The organism is Chromatiales bacterium (assembly GCA_014323925.1).
In the GTDB taxonomy this organism is placed as follows: Bacteria; Pseudomonadota; Gammaproteobacteria; order Poriferisulfidales; family Oxydemutatoraceae; genus SP5GCR1.
On record JACONC010000010.1, the window covers coordinates 21245 to 41466 of the forward strand.

General features: G+C 44.6%; 17 protein-coding genes and 1 tRNA gene. 5 read left to right on the forward strand and 13 right to left on the reverse strand.

Annotated elements, in window-relative coordinates:
- Positions 1-38: 38 nt before the first annotated feature.
- From GDA45_05375 to GDA45_05395, 5 genes are read left to right on the forward strand one after another with little or no spacing between them, the layout of a single operon-like run.
- Entirely contained in the window at positions 39-2372 is a 2334-nt protein-coding gene (locus tag GDA45_05375; protein ID MBC6414295.1) for an acyl-CoA dehydrogenase, read from the forward strand.
- Positions 2359-4800, forward strand: a complete 2442-nt coding sequence (locus tag GDA45_05380; GenBank protein MBC6414296.1) for a 3-hydroxyacyl-CoA dehydrogenase/enoyl-CoA hydratase family protein — start codon at positions 2359-2361, stop codon at positions 4798-4800. Before GDA45_05375 ends, GDA45_05380 begins: the two co-directional genes overlap by 14 nt.
- A 1-nt stretch (position 4801) precedes the next feature.
- The gene (locus tag GDA45_05385; protein MBC6414297.1) at positions 4802-5995 is read left to right on the forward strand and encodes an acetyl-CoA C-acyltransferase; all 1194 of its coding nucleotides are present in this window, start codon (positions 4802-4804) and stop codon (positions 5993-5995) included.
- A gap of 19 nt (positions 5996-6014) precedes the next feature.
- Positions 6015-7067, forward strand: a complete 1053-nt coding sequence (locus GDA45_05390) for a patatin-like phospholipase family protein (protein MBC6414298.1) — start codon at positions 6015-6017, stop codon at positions 7065-7067.
- A 9-nt stretch (positions 7068-7076) separates the two neighbouring features.
- Complete coding sequence (locus GDA45_05395) at positions 7077-8699, forward strand: AMP-binding protein (protein ID MBC6414299.1); 1623 nt, start codon at positions 7077-7079, stop codon at positions 8697-8699.
- Between the two features lie 10 nt (positions 8700-8709).
- On the opposite strand, the gene purD is transcribed toward GDA45_05395, so the two are convergent.
- The 13 genes from purD to rpsK all read right to left on the reverse strand — a co-directional run bounded on the left by purD (position 8710) and on the right by rpsK (position 20220).
- Positions 8710-10074, reverse strand: a complete 1365-nt coding sequence (gene purD, locus GDA45_05400) for a phosphoribosylamine--glycine ligase (protein MBC6414300.1) — start codon at positions 10072-10074, stop codon at positions 8710-8712.
- A 303-nt stretch (positions 10075-10377) separates the two neighbouring features.
- Entirely contained in the window at positions 10378-11262 is an 885-nt protein-coding gene (locus GDA45_05405) for a formylglycine-generating enzyme family protein (protein MBC6414301.1), read from the reverse strand.
- Between the two features lie 267 nt (positions 11263-11529).
- Positions 11530-12408 carry a formylglycine-generating enzyme family protein gene (locus GDA45_05410; GenBank protein MBC6414302.1) on the reverse strand — a complete coding sequence of 293 codons (879 nt, stop codon included), beginning with the start codon at positions 12406-12408 and terminating at the stop codon, positions 11530-11532.
- A 339-nt stretch (positions 12409-12747) separates the two neighbouring features.
- On the reverse strand, positions 12748-12966 hold the full coding sequence (locus GDA45_05415; GenBank protein MBC6414303.1) for a hypothetical protein: 219 nt from the start codon (positions 12964-12966) through the stop codon (positions 12748-12750).
- A gap of 404 nt (positions 12967-13370) precedes the next feature.
- Positions 13371-13460, reverse strand: a tRNA-Ser gene (locus tag GDA45_05420).
- Positions 13461-13580: 120 nt separating this feature from the next.
- Positions 13581-14123, reverse strand: coding sequence for an iron transporter (locus GDA45_05425; GenBank protein MBC6414304.1), 543 nt, complete (start codon positions 14121-14123; stop codon positions 13581-13583).
- A gap of 129 nt (positions 14124-14252) precedes the next feature.
- The gene (locus GDA45_05430; GenBank protein ID MBC6414305.1) at positions 14253-14972 is read right to left on the reverse strand and encodes a PepSY domain-containing protein; all 720 of its coding nucleotides are present in this window, start codon (positions 14970-14972) and stop codon (positions 14253-14255) included.
- A 20-nt stretch (positions 14973-14992) separates the two neighbouring features.
- Positions 14993-15541, reverse strand: coding sequence for an FMN-binding protein (locus tag GDA45_05435; protein MBC6414306.1), 549 nt, complete (start codon positions 15539-15541; stop codon positions 14993-14995).
- Positions 15542-15934: 393 nt separating this feature from the next.
- Complete coding sequence (locus GDA45_05440; protein ID MBC6414307.1) at positions 15935-17347, reverse strand: porin; 1413 nt, start codon at positions 17345-17347, stop codon at positions 15935-15937.
- Positions 17348-17754: 407 nt separating this feature from the next.
- Positions 17755-18150 (reverse strand): 50S ribosomal protein L17, encoded by a 396-nt coding sequence (rplQ, locus tag GDA45_05445; GenBank protein ID MBC6414308.1) that lies wholly within the window; start codon positions 18148-18150, stop codon positions 17755-17757.
- Between the two features lie 17 nt (positions 18151-18167).
- Positions 18168-19172, reverse strand: a complete 1005-nt coding sequence (gene rpoA, locus GDA45_05450; protein MBC6414309.1) for a DNA-directed RNA polymerase subunit alpha — start codon at positions 19170-19172, stop codon at positions 18168-18170.
- A 19-nt stretch (positions 19173-19191) separates the two neighbouring features.
- On the reverse strand, positions 19192-19812 hold the full coding sequence (gene rpsD / locus GDA45_05455; GenBank protein MBC6414310.1) for a 30S ribosomal protein S4: 621 nt from the start codon (positions 19810-19812) through the stop codon (positions 19192-19194).
- Between the two features lie 12 nt (positions 19813-19824).
- Complete coding sequence (gene rpsK / locus GDA45_05460; protein MBC6414311.1) at positions 19825-20220, reverse strand: 30S ribosomal protein S11; 396 nt, start codon at positions 20218-20220, stop codon at positions 19825-19827.
- Positions 20221-20222 lie beyond the last annotated feature (2 nt).

Below are 20222 nucleotides of genomic sequence, written 5' to 3' on the forward strand. Positions count from 1 at the left end.
AAGGCTATCTTGTGTATTACTTGCGGGAAGATGAACCTATGTATACAAAAATAAAAGGTCGCTATATCTTTTTATTGGCAATCGCTGTTATAGTGCTAATGTTGTTTTGGCTACCCGTTATCGTCATCACTTTACTGATTGCCGCAGTGGTGCTTTGTATAGTGCCTGCTACCAGATTATGGTGTTTTAGCACACCGCTTTATCACCTGCTGAAAAAGTCTATGCCACCGGTCAGCGATACTGAGCGCGAGGTCATAGAGTCTGGTTCAACATGGTGGGAGAAAAGTTTATTTCAAGGACAACCAGACTGGTCGGGTCTGTTGTCTTTGCCGTCGCCGAAATTGAATGAAGCCGAACAAGGTTTTTTAGATAACGAAACCGAGGAACTCTGCAATCTGGTAGATGATTGGCAAATCAAGCAGCAAGCCGACCTAAGTCACCAAGCGTGGGAGTTTATAAAAACACGCCGCTTCTTCGGTATGATTATTCCCAAATACTATGGCGGTTTAGGTTTTTCTAACGCCGCACATTCGGCGGTTATCACCAAATTGGCAAGCCGTAGTGCAGTGCTGGCTACTACGGTCATGGTACCTAATTCTCTAGGACCTGCAGAATTACTCTTGAAATACGGTAGCGATAAACAAAAATCTGATTATCTGCCTAAGTTAGCACGCGGTGAAGAAGTGCCGTGCTTTGCACTGACCTCTTTACACGCTGGTTCAGATGCCGGTAGCATTGACGATTTCGGAGTCGTTTGCGAGGATGAATTTGACGGGCAACGGTGCTTAGGGTTACGGCTTACTTGGCGCAAACGTTATATTACGCTTGCCCCAGTCGCCACTCTAATCGGGCTGGCAGTTAAAGTGGTTGATCCGCAACAGCTACTTGATAAAGATATTTTTCATGGCAACAAAGAATTAGGTATTACCTGTGTATTAGTACCGGCGAATACACCTGGGGTAAATAAAGGACAGCGACACTCACCGCTGGACACTCTGTTTCAGAATGGTCCAACCTCTGGAGAGGGTGTTTTCGTACCGCTTGATTATGTCATCGGCGGTATGTCGATGATTGGACAAGGCTGGCGGATGCTCGTTGAATGTTTAGTCATAGGGCGTAGCTTATCCATCCCTGCGCTTGCCTCATCAGCGCAACAAAACGCACTTTATACGAGTAACGCATATGGTCGTTTGAGAGAGCAGTTTCGGCTTCCGATTGCCAAATTTGAAGGTGTGCAGAAGGAACTAGCACAACTGGCAATGAACACGACCACCACTGATGCGATGCGCCTACTTACCGTAGCTGCTATAGACGACGGCCATAAACCAGCGGTGGTCTCGGCGATAGTCAAGTACTACAGCACCGAAAACGCTCGCCATTCGGTCAATATCGCAATGGATATACACGGCGGTAAAGCAATTATGCAGGGACCTAAAAATTATCTCGCCAGCATATATAAAAGTATTCCTATCATCATTACCGTTGAAGGCGCAAATATTCTAACCCGTTCGTTGATGATCTTTGGGCAAGGTGCGCTACGCTGCCATCCATATTTATATAGCGAACTCAAATGCTTTAGCGACCAGAGCGAAAAATCAATCGCCGATTTTAATAGCTTGCTGGGAAAGCATACGCGCTATTTTCTGAAGACTCTCGTCAAAGCGCGTTGGACTGCGTTGACTAAAGCCCGTTTCTCGTCGGTGCCGGCAGACGCAGGCACTATGCGAAAGCATTATAGAAATGTTAACTATATTAGTGCTTTGTTCGCGTTTTTATCTAATCTGATCATTCTAACCTCAGGCGGCGGTTTTAAGAAAAAGGAAATTATATCGGGTTATTTCTCGGATGTACTGGCAATGATGTACGCAACAGGCGCACTGCTCAAACAGCACCATAATCGCTTACACCCAGAGATTGACAAGGACTTAACGGACCTGGCTTGTAGCGAATGCATACAACACGCTGAGGCCACGCTGCATAAAATCTGTCTTAATTTACCTAAACCGTTTAATTGGCTGAGTAGGTTCATACTCTTTCCTCTGGGCAAGCGCATCCGAGGAAGCAGTGAGCAATCTTATAGCCGATTAGCACAACAATTATATAGCTCCGATGACCTGAGTACATTATTAACGCCGGATATCCACCGAGAAAGTTTTGCGCACTTGAGCAACGCGGTATCGCTTAGCAGAGAAGTGACCGAACTGCGCAGTCAACTAAAAGCATACCCCAGAGCGATAGCACAAGATAACGAAAGCTGGCTATCCGACTTACAACAGCAAGGTATCATCAGTTCCGACGAATGTGACAAACTCAAATCGTGGCAACAAGCGGTTGACGAGGTATTAGAGGTAGATAGTTTTGACTCTATCTAAACGACACCCAGCAATCAATAAAATAGCATTACTGGGGTGCGGCACGATGGGTAGCCAAATTGCTGCACATTGCGCTAATGCCGGCTTGGACACATTGTTATACGGAATCACTAGCGATGCATCGCATCGCGACAGTGCTGCGTACGCCATAAATCATTTGCGCAAATTAAAACCACCGCCGTTGGCAACCGCCGACGCAGGAGATTATTTGACGGCGGTTGATTATCAACAGCTAGATTTGCTCAAGGACTGTGATTTGATAATTGAAGCGGTCAGCGAAGACCTGGCAATCAAACAAAAGCTATACCAAAGAATCACTCCGCACTTAAAAGAACACTGCATCCTAGCAACCAATACTTCCGGCATCCGCATAGAGAAACTCGCCGACCAGTTAGAGCTAGACTTGCAAGCTAGATTTTGCGGGATGCATTTTTTTAATCCGCCACGCTATATGGAGTTGCTGGAACTAATCCCTTCAAGCCGCACTGATCCGTCGGTCATCTCGGAACTGGAAGTGTTTGCCACCAGCAGATTGGGCAAACATACCGTCGTTGCCAAAGATACGCCGGGGTTTATCGCCAACCGACTAGGGTTGTTTGCATTAATGAGCACACTGCATCACGCCGAGCGAATGGATTTAGGTTTTGATGTCGTTGATGAATTAACCGGCCGTTTGATAGGACGACCTAAAAGTGCTACTTGTAGGACTATAGATTTAGTCGGCATAGACATACTGAAAAGTGTCTGCACACAACTCTACGATGAACTGTCCGACGATCCGTGGCGTTCGCTATTTAAGTTCCCCGAATACCTAGATGCGCTGATAGAAAAAAATCGTATCGGAGCCAAAAGCGGCGCCGGGTTTTATCAAAAACAAAAAGACGGGGCGATCTATGTTTTAGATAGACATACGCAAAATTATATTCCACGCCAAAAATCTACCAACCATGAAATAAAAGATAAGATCAAAAAAATCTTTGACTCTCAAGCAACTACCGACAACGAACATCTGCAGTTTCTATACATGATACAGCGCGATCTTTTTCACTATGCAGCACATCACGCGCTTACTATTGCCCATAGTCTGCGCGATATAGACGCAGCGTTGCGCTGGGGTTTCGGTTGGCAACGAGGTATCTTTGAATACTGGCAATCTATAGGTTGGCAAACCGTTTGCCAACGGCTACAAAAAGATATAGCCGACAGAAAAACTTTAGCAGATGTGCCACTCGCCGATTGGACTGCCAATCCTAATTGCAAAATGATTTACTTTGACGACAAGGTATGGTCGCCGAAACACAACACTTACAAAATCACCTCAAAGAATCATATCTATCGCAAACAATCTTATGCTATGTCTTTTGTCGGACAACCGCAACACGGCAAGACTCTCTTTGAAAATGAAGCCTTGAGACTATGGCACGAAGACGACGAGATCGCCATCGTTAGCTTCAAGACCAAAATGCACACTCTGAATTATCAAGCCATAGTGGGCTTAGGCAAAGCGATAAAAATTGCTGAACAGAATTATCAAGGTCTAATCATTTGGCAACAACAAGCACCGTTTTGTGCCGGTGCCAACTTGCTTGAGGTGTTACTCGCAGCTAAAGTCGGTAAATTCACTAAAACCTCTGTAATAAGCCAGGCGAAAACCCTGCTATTACATATCGCCAAGCCAGAACTGCCGAGAATAGACGACTTGCCGCCTATAGATGCAGTGATTGAGACATTACAAAATACTTTTATGTATCTGCGTAATAGCCGCATCCCGACCATCGCTGCGGTGCAAGGTTTAGCCTTAGGTGGCGGCTGTGAGTTGTTGCTACATTGCGATCATGTGGTCGCAGCATTGGAAAGCTATATCGGTTTAGTTGAGATCGGAGTCGGTTTATTGCCAGCCGGCGGCGGCTGCAAGGAAATGGCTTACCGTGCCTACCAGCAGAGCATAGACGGTGACATCTATACGCCGCTACAAGCCTATTACCGCAATATCGCCACCGCTAAAATATCCTCTAGTGCATTAGAAGCCAAACAGATGGGCTATCTGCGCAGTAGCGATACGGTCATTATGAACGCTTATGAATTATTGTATGTTGCTAAGCAATATGTACGGGTACTAGACGCGTCTGGCTATCGCCCACCTAAACCCGAACAACCGTTTGCCGTCGCCGGCAGTACTGCAGCCGCTAACTTTAAGGGCTATCTTACAAACCTACACAAAGGTAACTATATCAGCGACTACGATTGCCATCTAGCCGGTACCATAGCCGAAGTATTATGCGCAGCGCCATTGCCAGCCAATCAAAAAATTCATGCCAAATGGTTATTGAACAATGAAAAGCAGATGTTTTTAAGTTTGCTCAACGAGAAAAAAACTCAGGCACGCATAGAACACATGCTAAAACATAACAAGCCGTTGAGAAACTAAAATGAAGCAAGGACGAGAAGCCTATATAGCCTTTGCGATACGCACTCCAGTCGGCAAGCGAGGTGGTATGTTCAAACACGAGCGGCCGGATAACCTGCTCGCTGCGGTGCTAAGTGCCATACTTAAGAAAAATCCTACGCTACCACCTAAGGCGATTGATGATGTGGTCGTCGGCTGTGCCATGCAAGAAGCTGAACAAGCATTCAATATCGCTAGAATTTCTTTACTACTCGCCGGATATCCGGCACGAGTGCCGGGCATGACTGTCAACCGCTTATGCGCATCAGGCTTGCAGAGCATTGCCATCGCCGCTGAGCGTATCTGCTTAAATCAAGCTGAAGTTATGGTCGCCGGCGGTGTCGAGAGCATGAGTCTGATACCAATGACTGGACACCGACCGGCACTCAACCCACGGTTGTTTGACGATCAGCATATTGCGATTGCCTACGGGATGGGAATTACCGCTGAGAATGTCGCAACGCATTACCGTATTAGCGGCGACGCACAAAACCACTTTGCATTATCCAGCCACCGCAAAGCGTGCGCAGCGATACAGCAAGGTGCATTCACCGAAGAGATACTTCCCTATCATCTCGTCAGTACGACTCAACAAGAGGACAGTGAGGATATTAAAACCGCAAAACAAACATTGACCACCGACGAAGGACCGCGCACTGATACTTCGGCTGATGCGCTGCGCAAACTAAAACCAGTTTTTGCCGAAAACGGTTCGGTAACCGCCGGCAACAGCTCCCAAATGAGCGACGGTGCAGCAGCGTTGTTAATCTGTAGCGAGAAGGCACTCGTGCAATACGACTTGCAACCAATGGCTCGTTATGTGGGCTATGCGGTCACTGGTGTCGCACCGGAAATTATGGGTATAGGTCCGATCTATGCAATTCCTAAAGTATTGGAACAGTGCAAAATGAAACAAGAGCAACTCAGCTGGATTGAATTAAACGAAGCATTTGCTGCACAAAGCCTAGCGGTGGTAGAGCACTTGAAACTCGCCGCTGAAGTTGTCAACCCACTAGGTGGCGCAATTGCGTTGGGGCACCCACTGGGTGCGAGCGGTGCGATACGAACCACGACTCTCTTGCACGGCATGCAAAAGAACAAATTACATTACGGGATGACCACCATGTGTGTCGGCACCGGCATGGGGGCCGCTGCCATCTTTGAAAATATCCTATGAACACATAGAGACCAGCGAGATGATACCAAAGTACCTGCGCATCCTCTCTATAGATGGCGGTGGTATGCGCGGACTTATCTCAGCTTATGTGCTCGCTGATCTGGAAGAGCGCCTACAACAATTAAGCGGCGACCCGAATGTAGGGATAAGCGATTACTTTGATTTAATAGTCGGCACCAGTACGGGTGCGATTATCGGTTCGGCTTTATTGCTTCCGAATAAAGCGGACAGCAAAAGATACACCGCCGAACAAATCGTAAAACTCTATAAAGAGCAAGGCAATGAAATTTTTGAGAGTTCTATATGGCAGACCATTAAATCTTTTAAGGGTTTTATCGATGCCAAATTCTCCGATTCAGGAATACGCAATGTATTAAAACAACACTTCAAAGATGTCGAATTGAAGGATCTAACCAAGCCCTGCTTGTTCACTGCGTATGATCTAATCGGCAGCGGCATATTCTTTTTCAGACAACACAAGGCAACACAACAAGCGCACTACAATTTTTTCGTGCGTGATATGATTAGAGCTTGCACTGCGGCACCGGTGTTATTTCCGGTCGCCGAGATACGTTCAACCGTCAACCGTCTTTATTATTTGATAGACGGTGGCGTTTACGCCTATAACCCTGCTTTGTGTGCCTATGCCGAAATACGCGAAATATTCCCACGCATACGCGCTAATAATCTGTTGATGCTATCGGTGAGTGGCGGCACCGCCAACGAATTGCAGCAAGACGACAACGAGTTTAAGGATTGGGGGGCATGGGATTGGATTAAAGTGATACAGCATATCGCTTTCTCCGGACAAGCTGATGTCGCCGATTACCAACTCAAGCAGATGTTTCTAACCTGCGAGGAACGCGGTCAATACTTGCGGGTCTGCCCTTCTATAGGGAAGGAAATTTTAGATTCAGATGACGCTGGGGAAGAGAATTTGATGCAAATGCACGATATCGCAACTGCATTAATAGAGAAAAATAAACAGCTGATGGATAATTTCGTCGGCTTACTGATGAAACAAACCGCAGCAAAGCAACCACCTTGGGCTGAAACAACCGATAATAACTAATTGAGTATTATGAAAACCGAAACACTTGAACAAAACTCCACAGCGACACTCGTCTCTATACTTGACGAGGTTTGTGCAACGCATCACTCAGCAGTTGCATTTACCAATTTCAACTCACAGCTTAGTTATCGTGAGCTCAACGAAAAGTCGGATGCCTTTGCGCGCTATTTAATCAGCCATCCGAAGATTAACCACGGTGATCGCATCGCTATTATGATGCCTAATTTACTGCAGTATCCGGTAGTTTTATTTGGCATCCTCAAAGCTGGCATGATTGCAACAAACATCAATCCGCTCTATAAAAGAAATGAACTATTACATCAATTAAAAGACAGTGGCGCACGGATGATAGTCGTTATAAAATTTGCTTACCAATTAGTTTCCGATGTCATCCCTGAGACCGATATTCAACAGGTAATCCTCACTGGAGTAGGTGACTTTTTGACTTTCCCCAAATCACTACTACTCAATATCGCTACTGGTGGCTTGCCCACTAGGCTAGTCTCGGCAGGTGGCAATGCTATACACTTAAATAAAGCGCTGAAATACGGTCAGGCACTGCACCACCAACTGCCGGCGATACGCTCAGACGATACCGCACTGTTGCAATATACTGGTGGCACTACCGGTTATGCCAAAGGGGCGATGCTGAGTCACGCCAACCTCGTTGCCAACCTGAATCAAATGGAGAAATGCTTCGGTTACCTAAAAGATTCCGCTGCTAAAGAAGTCATAGTAACGGCGTTGCCGCTTTATCATATCTTTAGCTTGACGGTGAATTGCTTATTGTTCGTAAAGCTCGGACATCAAAATTTATTGATTAGCGACCCGCGCAATATAAAATCTTTAATCAGAACCTTAAAGAAAAATCACTTCACAGCCATAACTGGTGTGAGTACATTATTCCAAGCACTGGTCGACCAACCTGAATTTTCTGAGATTGATTTCTCCAGATTGCGCGCAGTGATTGGCGGCGGCATGGCGGTGCATAAAAATACTGCCGCTGCTTGGCAAAAAATTACCGGCACCATCATACTGCAAGGCTACGGCCTTACTGAGACTTCACCAGTCGTCTGCGTTAACCCACCCGATGTCAAAGAGTTTAATGGCAGCGTCGGCTTGCCATTGTCGGCAACCGAAATTAGCATACGCGACGGACACGGTAAAGAGCTGCCGATAGGTGAACACGGGGAAGTATGTATACGCGGGCCACAAGTGATGCAAGGCTATTGGAAACAAACAGAAGAAACCGCAAAGGCAATAGACACACAAGGCTGGTTTAGAAGCGGCGATATTGGCTATATCGGAGAAGGTGGTTATATCTATCTCGTTGAACGACTCAAAAACCTGATTATCGTCTCCGGCTTTAATGTCTATCCTAGCGAGATTGAGCAAACCTTATGCGAACATCCGAACATCGCCGAGGCAGCCTGTATTGGTATTGAAGACCAACATTCCGGGCAAAGAGTTAAAGCATTTGTTGTAGAACGAAAGTCTGGGGTATTGAGCGACACCGATATTATTGCATTTTGCAAAGAACGCTTAGCAGGCTACAAAATACCCAGTCAAATTGAATTTCGTAGTAGTCTACCTAAATCGAATGCTGGGAAAATACTGCACAGAGAACTCTAATGCCGACCAGTTATACTAGCTGTTGGTTTATCTTGTCTAACTTTTCCAAATGCTCGGGCGAAGCAATATCTCTACGATAGACTAATGCACTGCGCACATAGTTATCAATCGCTTGATTAATTAAGTCGGCAGCCTGAGCAATATCGTCCGCTATCATACCCAGGGCTAATACTCGTGACTTCTTGAGGGTAACATAAGTATTGTTTGCTTCGCTTCTGACACACGATGCATAATAAAGTTGTATGCCAGCATCTTTGATCGCCTGTTCGTTTACCGTAAATTCTATCTCTTTATCACTGACTTCTGGGTATTCCTCGGCAACCAGATACTTGATAACGCTTGCTTTGCTTAAAAATTGGACGCTATCTTTGACCAAACATTCGTTATATATATCTTTAATGATATTAGCAAACGAGGTTTTTAGAATGGACAGTATATTCAGCCCTTCGGGGTCACCAAATCGACTGTTAAATTCCATGAACCTTATGCCTTTGCTGGTCTTAAAAAAACCGCCGTTCAGAATGCCTTTGAAGCGGTTATTTTTCTCTGCCAGAGAGAGAATTATCCGCTCCATAATAGTACGACAATTGGCAAAATCTACTTCGTCCATAAAGGGTAACCGTTCTTCGTTAGCGGTAAAACACCCCATACCGCCAGTGCCCGGCCCCGTATCTCCTTCTTCTCGATACGGGTAATCATAGCTAGCCGGCGACATGAGCAGTGTCTTGCCATCAGTAAAACCCATGACAGTGAATTCTATTCCGTCTAGCTTTTCAACTAAAAGCACTTTCGCTTTTTCATTTTGTTCCAGTAGGGAAGCGGCATATTCCATACTGTCTTGGTAAGTGTTTAGATGCTCGCCCATCACCTTAACGCCTTTACCACCCGTTAATCCCTGTGGCTTTACAACCATCGCGAGTTTTTCATTCTTAAAATCATTGATCGCACTGGCAAGTTCCTGTTGCGAGGAGACAATCCTATAAAACGGCGTAAACTCCGGACACACTTCGTTCATTAATTCGATCGAATAAACCTTATCCCACTCAATGCGGGTTGCCTTTTGGGTTCCTCCGACAGCCTTGATACCATTGCCTAGCAGTTCGTCAACGACACCGTTTGCCAACGGTGCATCGGCATTGACAAAGGCATAATCTATTTTGCATTGCTTTGCAAAGCGCACAATCGCCTGTGCGTCGGTCGTGTTCTCTACCAAGTACTGACCTGCGGTTTTTTCTACGCAATCAATGATAGTCGGGTTTTTATGGTCAATGACAGCATAGATAGAAATATCGGATTCTTTGGCAAGGCTCAGTGCAAAAGCACTTTCACGCCCACCGCTACCGACGATTAAAAACTTTTCCCTTGTTGGCTGCATAGAAATAAGGCATTGAAATTAACATTGTAGCCACTACGAACATCATTGTCTATCGGAATAATACTGTGCGCAGGTCTAAAGCTTTAGCAATGCTTTGTAGTACATCATGAGCAGAAATAATTTCTCGGTAATCTATTTGTGTCATTAGTATGAATTAATTGCATGAAAACCTTTTTTTGATTAGCTGTTTATTGGCAGTTATACCAAAGATTTTCAACAACTCGATCATTTAATAAGCAAACCTTACCGTTGCTTGCTTCCGTTAGAGACAAACATCAGGGCAAAAAGCCAAAGATTTAAGAATTAAAGCGTCCGGGCAACACGGAACCCGTAGTCGCTGCCACGGTCGGACGCATCGTTCCAGATTCGATGAGCGGAGCGAAGGTCCCTTGGAATGATGTCGAACCAGGAACCGCCACGCAACACGCGGACATCGCTATCAAAACTGCAATGACTCACCCAAGCACTACCATCCATTGATGCACCGTCGTAGTCATCGTGCCAACAATCCTCTACCCATTCCCATACATTACCGTGGACATCTTGCAAACCAAATGCGTTGGCAGGATAACTGCCCACTACCACAGTGCCACCATCTTGATTATTAAAGTTCGCCATATTCTTAGAAATCGTTGGTCCAAAAGTGTAGGCTGTTGTCGTGCCTGCTCTTGCCGCATATTCCCATTCCGCTTCGCTTAATAAACGATACTGATGACCAGTTTTCACAGATAACCAGTGAGCAAAACCGGTAGCATCTTTCCACGATACATTTACAACAGGATGTGCATCGCTCTGCTTAAAGAAAGTATTGCGCCACTCGCTGCTGCCAAGCCCTCCCGTTTCATCAATAAATGCTGCGTATTCTCGAACAGTCACCTCGTATTTACCAACCGCAAAAGGTTTAGCAATCGTGACCTTATGCTGCGGCCCTTCGTTCTTATCTCTTCCAGCCTCATCTGCTGGAGCACCCATCATAAAGCTACCTGCCGGCACAACCACCATCACTGGACAGATGCTACAATCTTGGAAAGTATCGCTCGCTTGATAACGCGACTCGGCAGATGTTAAGCATGAAAATAATAGCAATAGCAAAAATAGATCTATACGCAATTTGCCAGCTAGTCTGTTGAATTTGGTTGCGTTGTTTTGTCTAAAGTAATCCATTTTGTCTTTCTCTATATCTTGCATATGTTTTCCTTTGTTAATTAGGTGTCCCCTCCTAGTTTATCTGAACTTAAACTGACACAATTTAGATTACCGCCTCAAATAATCGCCTAGTAATTTATTTGTGTCATCAGTTTATGAATTCCTTGCATGAAAACCTTCTTTTGATTAGCTGCTTATTGTCACTGATACTGGAGATTTTCAACAACTCGATCATTTAATCGGCAAACCTCACCATTGCTTGCCTCTGTGAGAGACAAACATCAGGGTAAAAAGCTAAAGAGCCAAGAATTAAAGCGTCCGGGCAACACGAAACCCAACGGAGTTGTGACGGATCGCCGCACCTTCTGCTAGGCGAACAGCAGAGCGCAGGTCTATAGAGTGGAAGAGCCAGGAACCGCCACGCAACATGTTGAATGACTCATCCTCGCAACTACTCAGCCAAGCGCTACCGTCGGTCGGTGCACCGTTATAGTCTCGATGCCAACAATCCTCTACCCACTCCCATACATTGCCGTGGACATCGTGCAAACCGAATGCATTGGCAGGATAACTGCCCACTGCCACAGTACCGCCATTGTTATTATTAAAGTTCACCATATTCTTAGAAATCGTTGGTCCGAAAGTATAAGATGTTGTCGTGCCTGCTCTTGCCACATATTCCCATTCTGCTTCGCTTAATAAACGATACTGATGACCGGTTTTCACAGATAACCAGTGAGTAAAACCGGTAGCATCTTCCCACGATACACTGACAACAGGATGTGCATCGCTCTGCTTAAAGAATGTATTGCGCCACTCGTTGCTGCCAAGCCCTCCCGTTTCATCAATAAATGCTGCGTATTCCCGGACAGTCACCTCATATTTACCAACCGCAAAAGGTTTAGCAATCGTGACCTGATGTTGAGGCCTTTCGTCCTCAGTTCTCCTACCTCCATCTTCTGAAGAACCCATCATAAAGCTACCTGCCGGCACAACCACCATTACCGGACAGATGCTACAATCTTGGAAAGTATCGCCCGCTTGGTAACGCGACTCAGCAGATGCTAGGCATGAAAATAATAGAAATAGCAAAAATAAATCTATACGCAATTTGCCGACTAGTCTATTGGATTTGGTTGCGTTGTTTTGTCTAAAGTAATCCATTTTGTCTTTCTCTATATCTTTCATATGCCTTCCTCCGTTAATTAGATCTCCCCACCTAGTTTATCTTAACTCAAACTTACGCAATTTAGATGACCGCCATCCTTATTTAGGCAATATTTAAGCTACGCTCTTACTGCTTTCATTTTCATATATGGGCTCATACGGCTTATAGCTTCGGCTGGATTAACCATGATCAAATTTATGAACGATCTATTAGATTTGAAAGAGCAGCTGAAACGAAAATAACACCTGACACCAACATCCTTAAAACCGCATAACTTCATAGGTATTAAGTATAGCTCGCGCTGAGATCGTTGCTGTATCGCGAGCTATGAGCTTCGTTTTTTTAGAACAAGATGGCTATTAAAGCATTTTAGCTATGAAACTAGTAATTGCGGTGTATATTCCTATTGCTATAACCAGACGCCAGGTTAGTTGCTCTTTCAACTCTGCCAAACCTGCTTTTAAGTCTGCCTTAGTCGCAACATCCTTTGAACTCGCAACATCGGCGACTGCTTCCTTCGCTTCATCCGGCGAAAGGCCTAGCTTTGTAAGTGCGTTGTATAAAGCTATCTCTGACATCTTTATTCTCCTTGATGGTGTCTCAATTGATATTATAGTACACCCGCCCACAGACAACAAACGAATTCTGCATAGAGTCATGGTTCAAAACTTCGCTGATCGTGATTTAACATAAACTGCTTATTCGCAGGTATTTCTTATCTTCGCCTAAAATCGGTGATCTCCAATCCACGTTACGGTCGTGAGCGCAGGCCACCACACACGGCTAAAGTCCTGGATAAAGCCGGCAGGTCAAAGATTAGTAGATGACGGTAAGGTAGTAATATCAAAAAACTTGCAATACCGCCATCAGTTCTCAACATCAATGAATCATTGATGTGAAAATTATCTGAAAAAAGACCGAGAGAGTTGCCAGGTTAATGATCATTTGGTTAACGATCATTTAGTAAGCCGAAGGTAGTCACTGGCGGAGAGGGGGGGATTCGAACCCCCGGATCGCTTGCGCGATCTTCGGTTTTCAAGACCGATGCCTTCGACCGCTCGGCCACCTCTCCATTGCGACTAAAAGAACTATCAATTATAAACAAATAACCGACGATGTGCTGATAACCAAAGGCGGAGAAGTGGCGATTTTAATATAAATTTAATTTACTTTCACTCAAGACGGGGGATAACTATCGGCTAGCCCGTGCAATGGCTTCAAAGTCTACCTCTTTGTACATAAAGCTCTGCTTATCAAATAGCTTATTACCGTATTGGTCTATCCAATCCTTATGGTAGCTCAGAGTATATTCGCCAGGTGGCATAACATTGAATATCACATTGTATTTGTCGGTGATCTTACCAGGCAATGCCATATTACGAGCATAGTGCAAATTATCAATCAAGTTGATATGCGGCACCAAATCTACGGTTGCTATGGCACCGGTTTCTGCATTGATAACTTGAGCAGTCATCACTAAATAGCCGACGAATCCTCCAGCCGGCGTCCCTTCGGGGATATCGTCCTCTGCCCAGTTCACTCGTGCCTCTATATGTACATGGGTTTGATCCTCAGGCAAATTATAGCCGGCCGGCATAACCGTATCTTTAACAGCTCCTTCAAAGATAAGCTGTATGCCCGGTTCTATAATCTCTTCACCAATGACTAGCTCTTCGGCATTCGCCACTTGGATAGCGAATAACGCCGATATACAAAATGCAAATAAAGTTTTCATAATGATCTCCTTGTTTAAGTTAAATATAAAATTGCAAGACGATGCTTGCCCAGTTTAGTTATCATAATATTCGTATCGCAATAACTTCATAAACTAGTGTGCGATGCCATATATCATATAAAATTAAGTTTATGCTCTTCTTAGCCACAAAAAAACACCGGTTGCTGAGAGAAATACAAGCAGCAAAGCGGCGATGTCGGCAATCACAACTCCGATGTTGCCGAACAGACGACCGCTGTGAAAATCCAATAACAAACGCTCCCAACTTATCAAATGATTATTGGCATGCACAAGTATCACTTCTCGCATTGACATGGGTAGCTCGCTATCGGTAGCAGGAGTAGTCCATACGATTGATCCACGGCGATAGACTTGCCAGTCTTGCGCAGTCTCATCGACCAGCCAGTCACCATTTAAACCACCGACTATCAAGGCACCGTCGCGATTGCGACCTATTTTATTTATCAAATTGGGTAAACCGTTAAAAATGGAGAGCTCCTCTACTATCTCTCCTTGTTTGGTTAGTATCCATAGTTTGTTATCTCCGACAATCCATAGATAAGTCCCATCCTCAATAGCACCCTTTAAATTGTTTAACTCAAGCAAAGCAACATATTGCCCGTCTATATAAAGAGAATTACCAGCTTGCGAAACCCAGTAATTATCGGTCCGGTAATTCGTTGTCTCTCGGACCGTCGTGCTATAGAGAGATTCAGCAAGATAACTCGGCATATAACGGTGGTCCAAATCAAACCAGGAACCATGTTGTATAGCTAATCCAGTGATCACGAAAATAAACAGAAAAATAAAGCTACTGATGCCTATGCTACGATGTAGTTGGCGATACATATCAAGTTGTGCTAGTGGAATTAAGAGGTAACCGAATTATGCAGTACCAAAGCAAGCCTAGCTAGCTTGGTGACTGCACGCACCGACAAAGTAGCCCCAGAAATATTATCTATGTTACGATCGAGTTTTAAGCTATCGTTTAGTAGCTTTGCATCAGTAAATTGTCGGGCAAAAGAGTCGTAGCGAACCTCCCAGCCGCGGCTCTCACGAAAAATTAATACTTTCATTTCACTGATACGGTTAGCATCAATTGAAAAACCACTGGTAATCAGCCTCTCCTTACCAATTTCTTCTAATATCCAGACACTGCGGTCAGCCTTGAGCCAATAACGAATCCTAAACTTACTATATTTACCACCCAACACCTTTTTAATCGACTCTTTAAGCGCCTGATCTGGATAGAGCATAGAAGGTTTGGGCGGCTCACCGTTAAAATGACGGGATACAAAAATATCCGGTGCTTCGTATATACTTTCTATTGCAAAAAGCGATGATGGAGATGCAACGACTAATAACGCCGCCCAAAAGTAAAAAATGGCTTTTAGCCTATTGAGTTGTAATCTATTCATTGCTACCAAACTCTTAAAAATTAATGACTGACCGTCTCGCAATCAAGCAAGCCTCAGAGGTGCAATCCGAGTAATAATGCACTGGCATATGATATGTCGCAAATTGGTGACTGGGATGAAAATTATTATCACCAAGCAGCAACATAGCTTATACAAATGGGCGCACCTCCGAAACTCGTACGAGTAAATAACCGATGGCCACTCTGCATGAGGAAGGACAAGCTGGCGAAATATCAATCATGGAATGATATCTGCGGCAGTCCACAAATATATCTGTTGTGAGGTAGTACTTATTATAGCAAGGAGAAGGTAACATACTACTATCAAGCAACAAAAATCTTCAATTTCCGCTTGTCTTCCCAAAATCAAAGTGTCATCCTTTATTTACTATTGTCAAAACTCATATCCGACTCCCAAATTAAATCCATCAAAATCTCTTCTACGATCACCTCTGTTATCGTGTTCACGATCGACGAAATCCGCTTTGAAAACCGTGCTTTCACTTAACCAATAATTAAAACCTACCGACCACTGATCGAACTCATCCTGAGAGCGGCCACCTTCAACATCCTCGTAGCGAGCAAATACACCGAAGTGCTCGTTTAACCTAAAAGAAGGTTCCACATACCAACCTTGTTGTTGGTCATAATCATTCGCTTTTATTGGATTTTGTATTTGAGAACCGATATTTTGCGGATCTTCTATTTGAGAGTCCACATCTAGATCCCAGCCGGCATATAAAGCTCTCAAACCAAACGGACCTTTACTGTAAACCATATGCGCTACATATAGTATTGCGCCATCAATCGAATCATTACTGTCTTGTGTAATATCCGATTGATATTGCAAGCCAGCAGCCAACTCCAAGCCCGGCATGCCAGTATACTTAACACGACTAGTGACGGCGAAATTATCAGCATCAGCTAGGGCAGTTTTTTGTCTACCGCTACGAATACGAGCAGTGCCGTCACCTCTTACCGTATTTTTTACTTCATCAATTGTGCCGTCAGCAACTCTGTCAGGAGTTCCGTCAGAATCTGTGTCAGTAAGCCCGTCGTCCTTAATTCTCTGAATTGTCTTAACTTCCGTTGCGCCGTCATCAATTTTCAGTCCTTCGTGCAATGCAAGGTCAAAACTAAATCCATTATCCATGCGATGGGTGTAGGCAACACCACCTGCCCACCATGCCGTCGGGATAATAACATTCTCAACGGTATTACGTTCAACACCATAGAAACTCGGCGGTTCGTGGGTTTCGTTCATAATACCTATAGGTAATAGAAAGACACCAGCACGAGCGGTATTGCGCTCGTTAAAGTCGTATTCTATAAAAGCCTGTTCAAGCTCCACTTCGCCCGGCTGGTCGTCACCAGCAAGTGCATGTTCAAGTTCCACTTCAGAGAAAAATCTTAATCGGTCATTAAACTCATGTCCGAAGAATAATACAAAACGATGGAAGTCTATCTCCTTTTTATTGTCGCGTCCTTCGACACTTAAATTGTTATAATGCAATTCACCGTATCCACCCATTGAAGTTTTATCCCAAAAAGATGAGGTTGAACCGTACGACTCAACTGCTTCTGCTGTTGCTTCAACCGCTTGTGCGTTTTGCGTAACATTCTCGTCTACCGACTCTAATTTTTCTTGCATGGCATTTAATCGCTCCTGCAGTTCTCTCATCTGTTGTTTAAGAATGGTAATCTCGTCGGTTTGAGCAAATACTGCTTGAGGTACTATCACAGTAAAGAATAAAAAACTGATAGTAGCCATCAATCCTGCTCGTGTCTTATTAAATAAATTATTCATCAAGTATGCTCCTTTTAATAACTATAAACATAATTAGTATTGTAATTGTAATAATTATAATTTATGTGTCAATGCTTTTAGAAGATATTTTTTTATGTTGTTTTATGAAGGTTTCACCAGCTGCAGAGGCAAGACACTCGTTGTTAGTCTCTTTCACGATACTGCTGTATGCTCTGTACAAACTGATATGCTGTCTGCCATAATCATATAGGCAAGTGTGCTTGCAGTGGCGTGCGACGAATGCTTATAAATAATCCCCAGTGCGAGGTTCGCAACATCAGCACAAACGACATGCCCTTAACAGGTTCTGCGTGATACTAGACGCACACCTATAGCAAAGGTAGTAAGGCGCCGCTATGGCTTAGTCGCGAGTAGGACTAGGTTTATGCCTGAGTTTATACCTGAGTTTATTCTGCAGAGGTAGCCGGTTGGTCCTCGCTTTCTAGGATGCGGTCTACCAAACACACATAAGCCATGGGTGCGTTGTCGCCTTTGCGAAAGCCGTGCTTGAGTATGCGTAGATAGCCGCCAGGGCGTTCACGATAGTGAGGACCTAGGTCAGTAAATAATTTTTCCACTGCTGACTTGTCGCGTAGTTTGGCAAACGCGCGTCTGCGCGATGCGACACTGTCGTGCTTGGCAAGTGTGATAATAGGTTCTATAATCCGCCTTAATTCTTTGGCTTTAGCCAGTGTCGTATGTATTTTTTCATGTTCGATTAACGACACCGACATATTAGCAAAGAGGGCTTTACGGTGTGCCGAGTTGGTATTGAGCTTTCTGCCTGAATTAAGATGTCGCATGGTTTTATAGTCAAATCCTAATCGTGCCGCTCGGCATTAGAAGACCAAGTCGCAGCTAAATTAGCTGGTGGCCAATTTTCTATCTCCATGCCAAGCTCTAATCCGAGATTGGCAAGCAGATTTTTAATTTCAGTCAGAGATTTCTTGCCTAAATTAGGCGTTCTCATTAAATCCATCTCCGATCTCTTAACCAAGTCCCCTACATAGTATATTTTCTCAGATTTTAAGCAATTCGCCGAGCGCACCGTTAAGTCGAGCTCGTCCACTGGTTTCATTAACACCTCTTCTATCTCATCTTCAGAACTTTCTTGCTCAGCAGCTTTAACCTCTTCCAGATCTATGAACACACCCAACTGAGAGTAGAGTGTCATTGCTGCTTGACTAATCAGTTCTTCGGCAGTAACCGTGCCGTTAGTCTCCAACTCTAGAATTAATTTATCTAAATCAGCGCGTTTGCCGACGCGAGTATTCTCAACATTATAGGATACTCGTTTGATAGGGCTAAAACTCGCGTCTAGTAATAGACTACCTACCACTTGATTTTCTTTTTTCTCTTTGCGTACAACTGCTGGTTGATAGCCGCGACCTTTTTCTATCCATAAATCCATCTCCAACTCACCTTTAGGACTTAAATGAGCAATGACATGATCAGTGTTGGCAATTTCAACTACACTTTCCACTTGTATGTCGGCACCGGTTACGACGCTATTGCCCTTTTTGTGCACTTTTACCATCGTTGAGTCCTTTTCATACAACCTGATAGCTAACCCTTTTAGATTGAGCAAGATGTCTACGACATCTTCTTGCACGCCTTCAATGGTCGAATATTCATGCAGTACATTGCTAATCCTTGCTTCCACAACAGCTGCACCTGGCATCGCCGAAAATAAAACTCGGCGCATCGCATTGCCCAGAGTATGTCCGAAACCGGGCTCCAACGGTTGTATGAAGACACGCATTTTGTTATCAGAAAATCTTTGTATTTGAACCGAATCCGGTCTCAATAAATTAGTGTAGCTCACGCTTGCCTCCTAGGTCGCTTTATTTAGAGTACAGCTCAACCACGAGCGACTCATTAATATCTTGGGGTAAATCGGAACGCTGCGGATAAGATTCAAACACTGCCCGCAGTGCTTTCACATCTACCGTAATCCATTCGGCAAAACCTAGTTGCTCGGCTATATCGATCGCATCTTTAATTCTAAGTTGCTTTTTCGCTTTATCGGCAATCGCAATCGTGTCGGCAGGCTTCACCTGATACGAGGGTATATTAACCACTGTGCCGTTAACCGTGACCGCCTTATGACTGACCAGTTGGCGACTCTCAGCGCGGGTGCAGCCAAATCCTGAACGGTATACTACATTATCCAATCTACTTTCCAGTAGCCGCAATAAATTCTCACCAGTAGAACCACGTTCTTTGGCTGCCTTTTTATAATAATTTCTAAACTGCCTTTCCAACACACCGTAAATGCGGCGTAGCTTTTGCTTCTCGCGTAATTGTATGCCGTAGTCGGTCTGTCGCGGACGACGTTCCAACTGCTGTCCCGGCGGTCTCGTGATGTTACACTTTTTGTCTAACGAACGACCGCGACCTTTGAGCAACAGATCGGTGCCTTCGCGTTTGCTCAACTTACAAGTGGGACCTAAATACCGTGCCATTTTATCTGTCCTTTATATTCTTCGTTTCTTCGGTGGTCTGCAACCGTTGTGTGGTAGCGGAGTTACATCAGTTATGCTGACGATATTAAAGCCTTCGGCGTGTAATGCACGAATTGCCGATTCGCGCCCCGGACCCGGACCTCTAACCCGCACCGTAACATTTTTAACACCGTATTGCTGTGCTTGCTCGGCAGCCTTAGTTGCAGCAACTTGGGCGGCAAATGGTGTGCTTTTACGAGAACCCTTAAATCCGACCGCGCCAGCACTAGACCAACACAAGGTATCACCGGCCGGATCAGAAATAGTAACTATAGTATTATTAAAAGAGGAGTTAATGTGTGCAACTGCATCGGGGACCTCCCTCTTTATTTTTTTGCGCGCCTTAGTTTTAGCTTTTGATTGTGCCATAG

Bases quoted from the DNA above. Each gene is read 5' to 3' on its own strand.
- GDA45_05375 (MBC6414295.1), top strand. From the start codon at position 39: ATGTATACAAAAATAAAAGGTCGCTATATCTTTTTATTGGCAATCGCT.
- GDA45_05385 (MBC6414297.1), top strand. From the start codon at position 4,802: ATGAAGCAAGGACGAGAAGCCTATATAGCCTTTGCGATACGCACTCCA.
- GDA45_05390 (MBC6414298.1), top strand. From the start codon at position 6,015: ATGATACCAAAGTACCTGCGCATCCTCTCTATAGATGGCGGTGGTATG.
- GDA45_05395 (MBC6414299.1), top strand. From the start codon at position 7,077: ATGAAAACCGAAACACTTGAACAAAACTCCACAGCGACACTCGTCTCT.
- purD (MBC6414300.1), bottom strand. From the start codon at position 10,074: ATGCAGCCAACAAGGGAAAAGTTTTTAATCGTCGGTAGCGGTGGGCGT.
- GDA45_05405 (MBC6414301.1), bottom strand. From the start codon at position 11,262: ATGCAAGATATAGAGAAAGACAAAATGGATTACTTTAGACAAAACAAC.
- GDA45_05410 (MBC6414302.1), bottom strand. From the start codon at position 12,408: ATGAAAGATATAGAGAAAGACAAAATGGATTACTTTAGACAAAACAAC.
- GDA45_05415 (MBC6414303.1), bottom strand. From the start codon at position 12,966: ATGTCAGAGATAGCTTTATACAACGCACTTACAAAGCTAGGCCTTTCG.
- GDA45_05425 (MBC6414304.1), bottom strand. From the start codon at position 14,123: ATGAAAACTTTATTTGCATTTTGTATATCGGCGTTATTCGCTATCCAA.
- GDA45_05430 (MBC6414305.1), bottom strand. From the start codon at position 14,972: ATGTATCGCCAACTACATCGTAGCATAGGCATCAGTAGCTTTATTTTT.
- GDA45_05435 (MBC6414306.1), bottom strand. From the start codon at position 15,541: ATGAATAGATTACAACTCAATAGGCTAAAAGCCATTTTTTACTTTTGG.
- GDA45_05440 (MBC6414307.1), bottom strand. From the start codon at position 17,347: ATGAATAATTTATTTAATAAGACACGAGCAGGATTGATGGCTACTATC.
- rplQ (MBC6414308.1), bottom strand. From the start codon at position 18,150: ATGCGACATCTTAATTCAGGCAGAAAGCTCAATACCAACTCGGCACAC.
- rpsD (MBC6414310.1), bottom strand. From the start codon at position 19,812: ATGGCACGGTATTTAGGTCCCACTTGTAAGTTGAGCAAACGCGAAGGC.
- rpsK (MBC6414311.1), bottom strand. From the start codon at position 20,220: ATGGCACAATCAAAAGCTAAAACTAAGGCGCGCAAAAAAATAAAGAGG.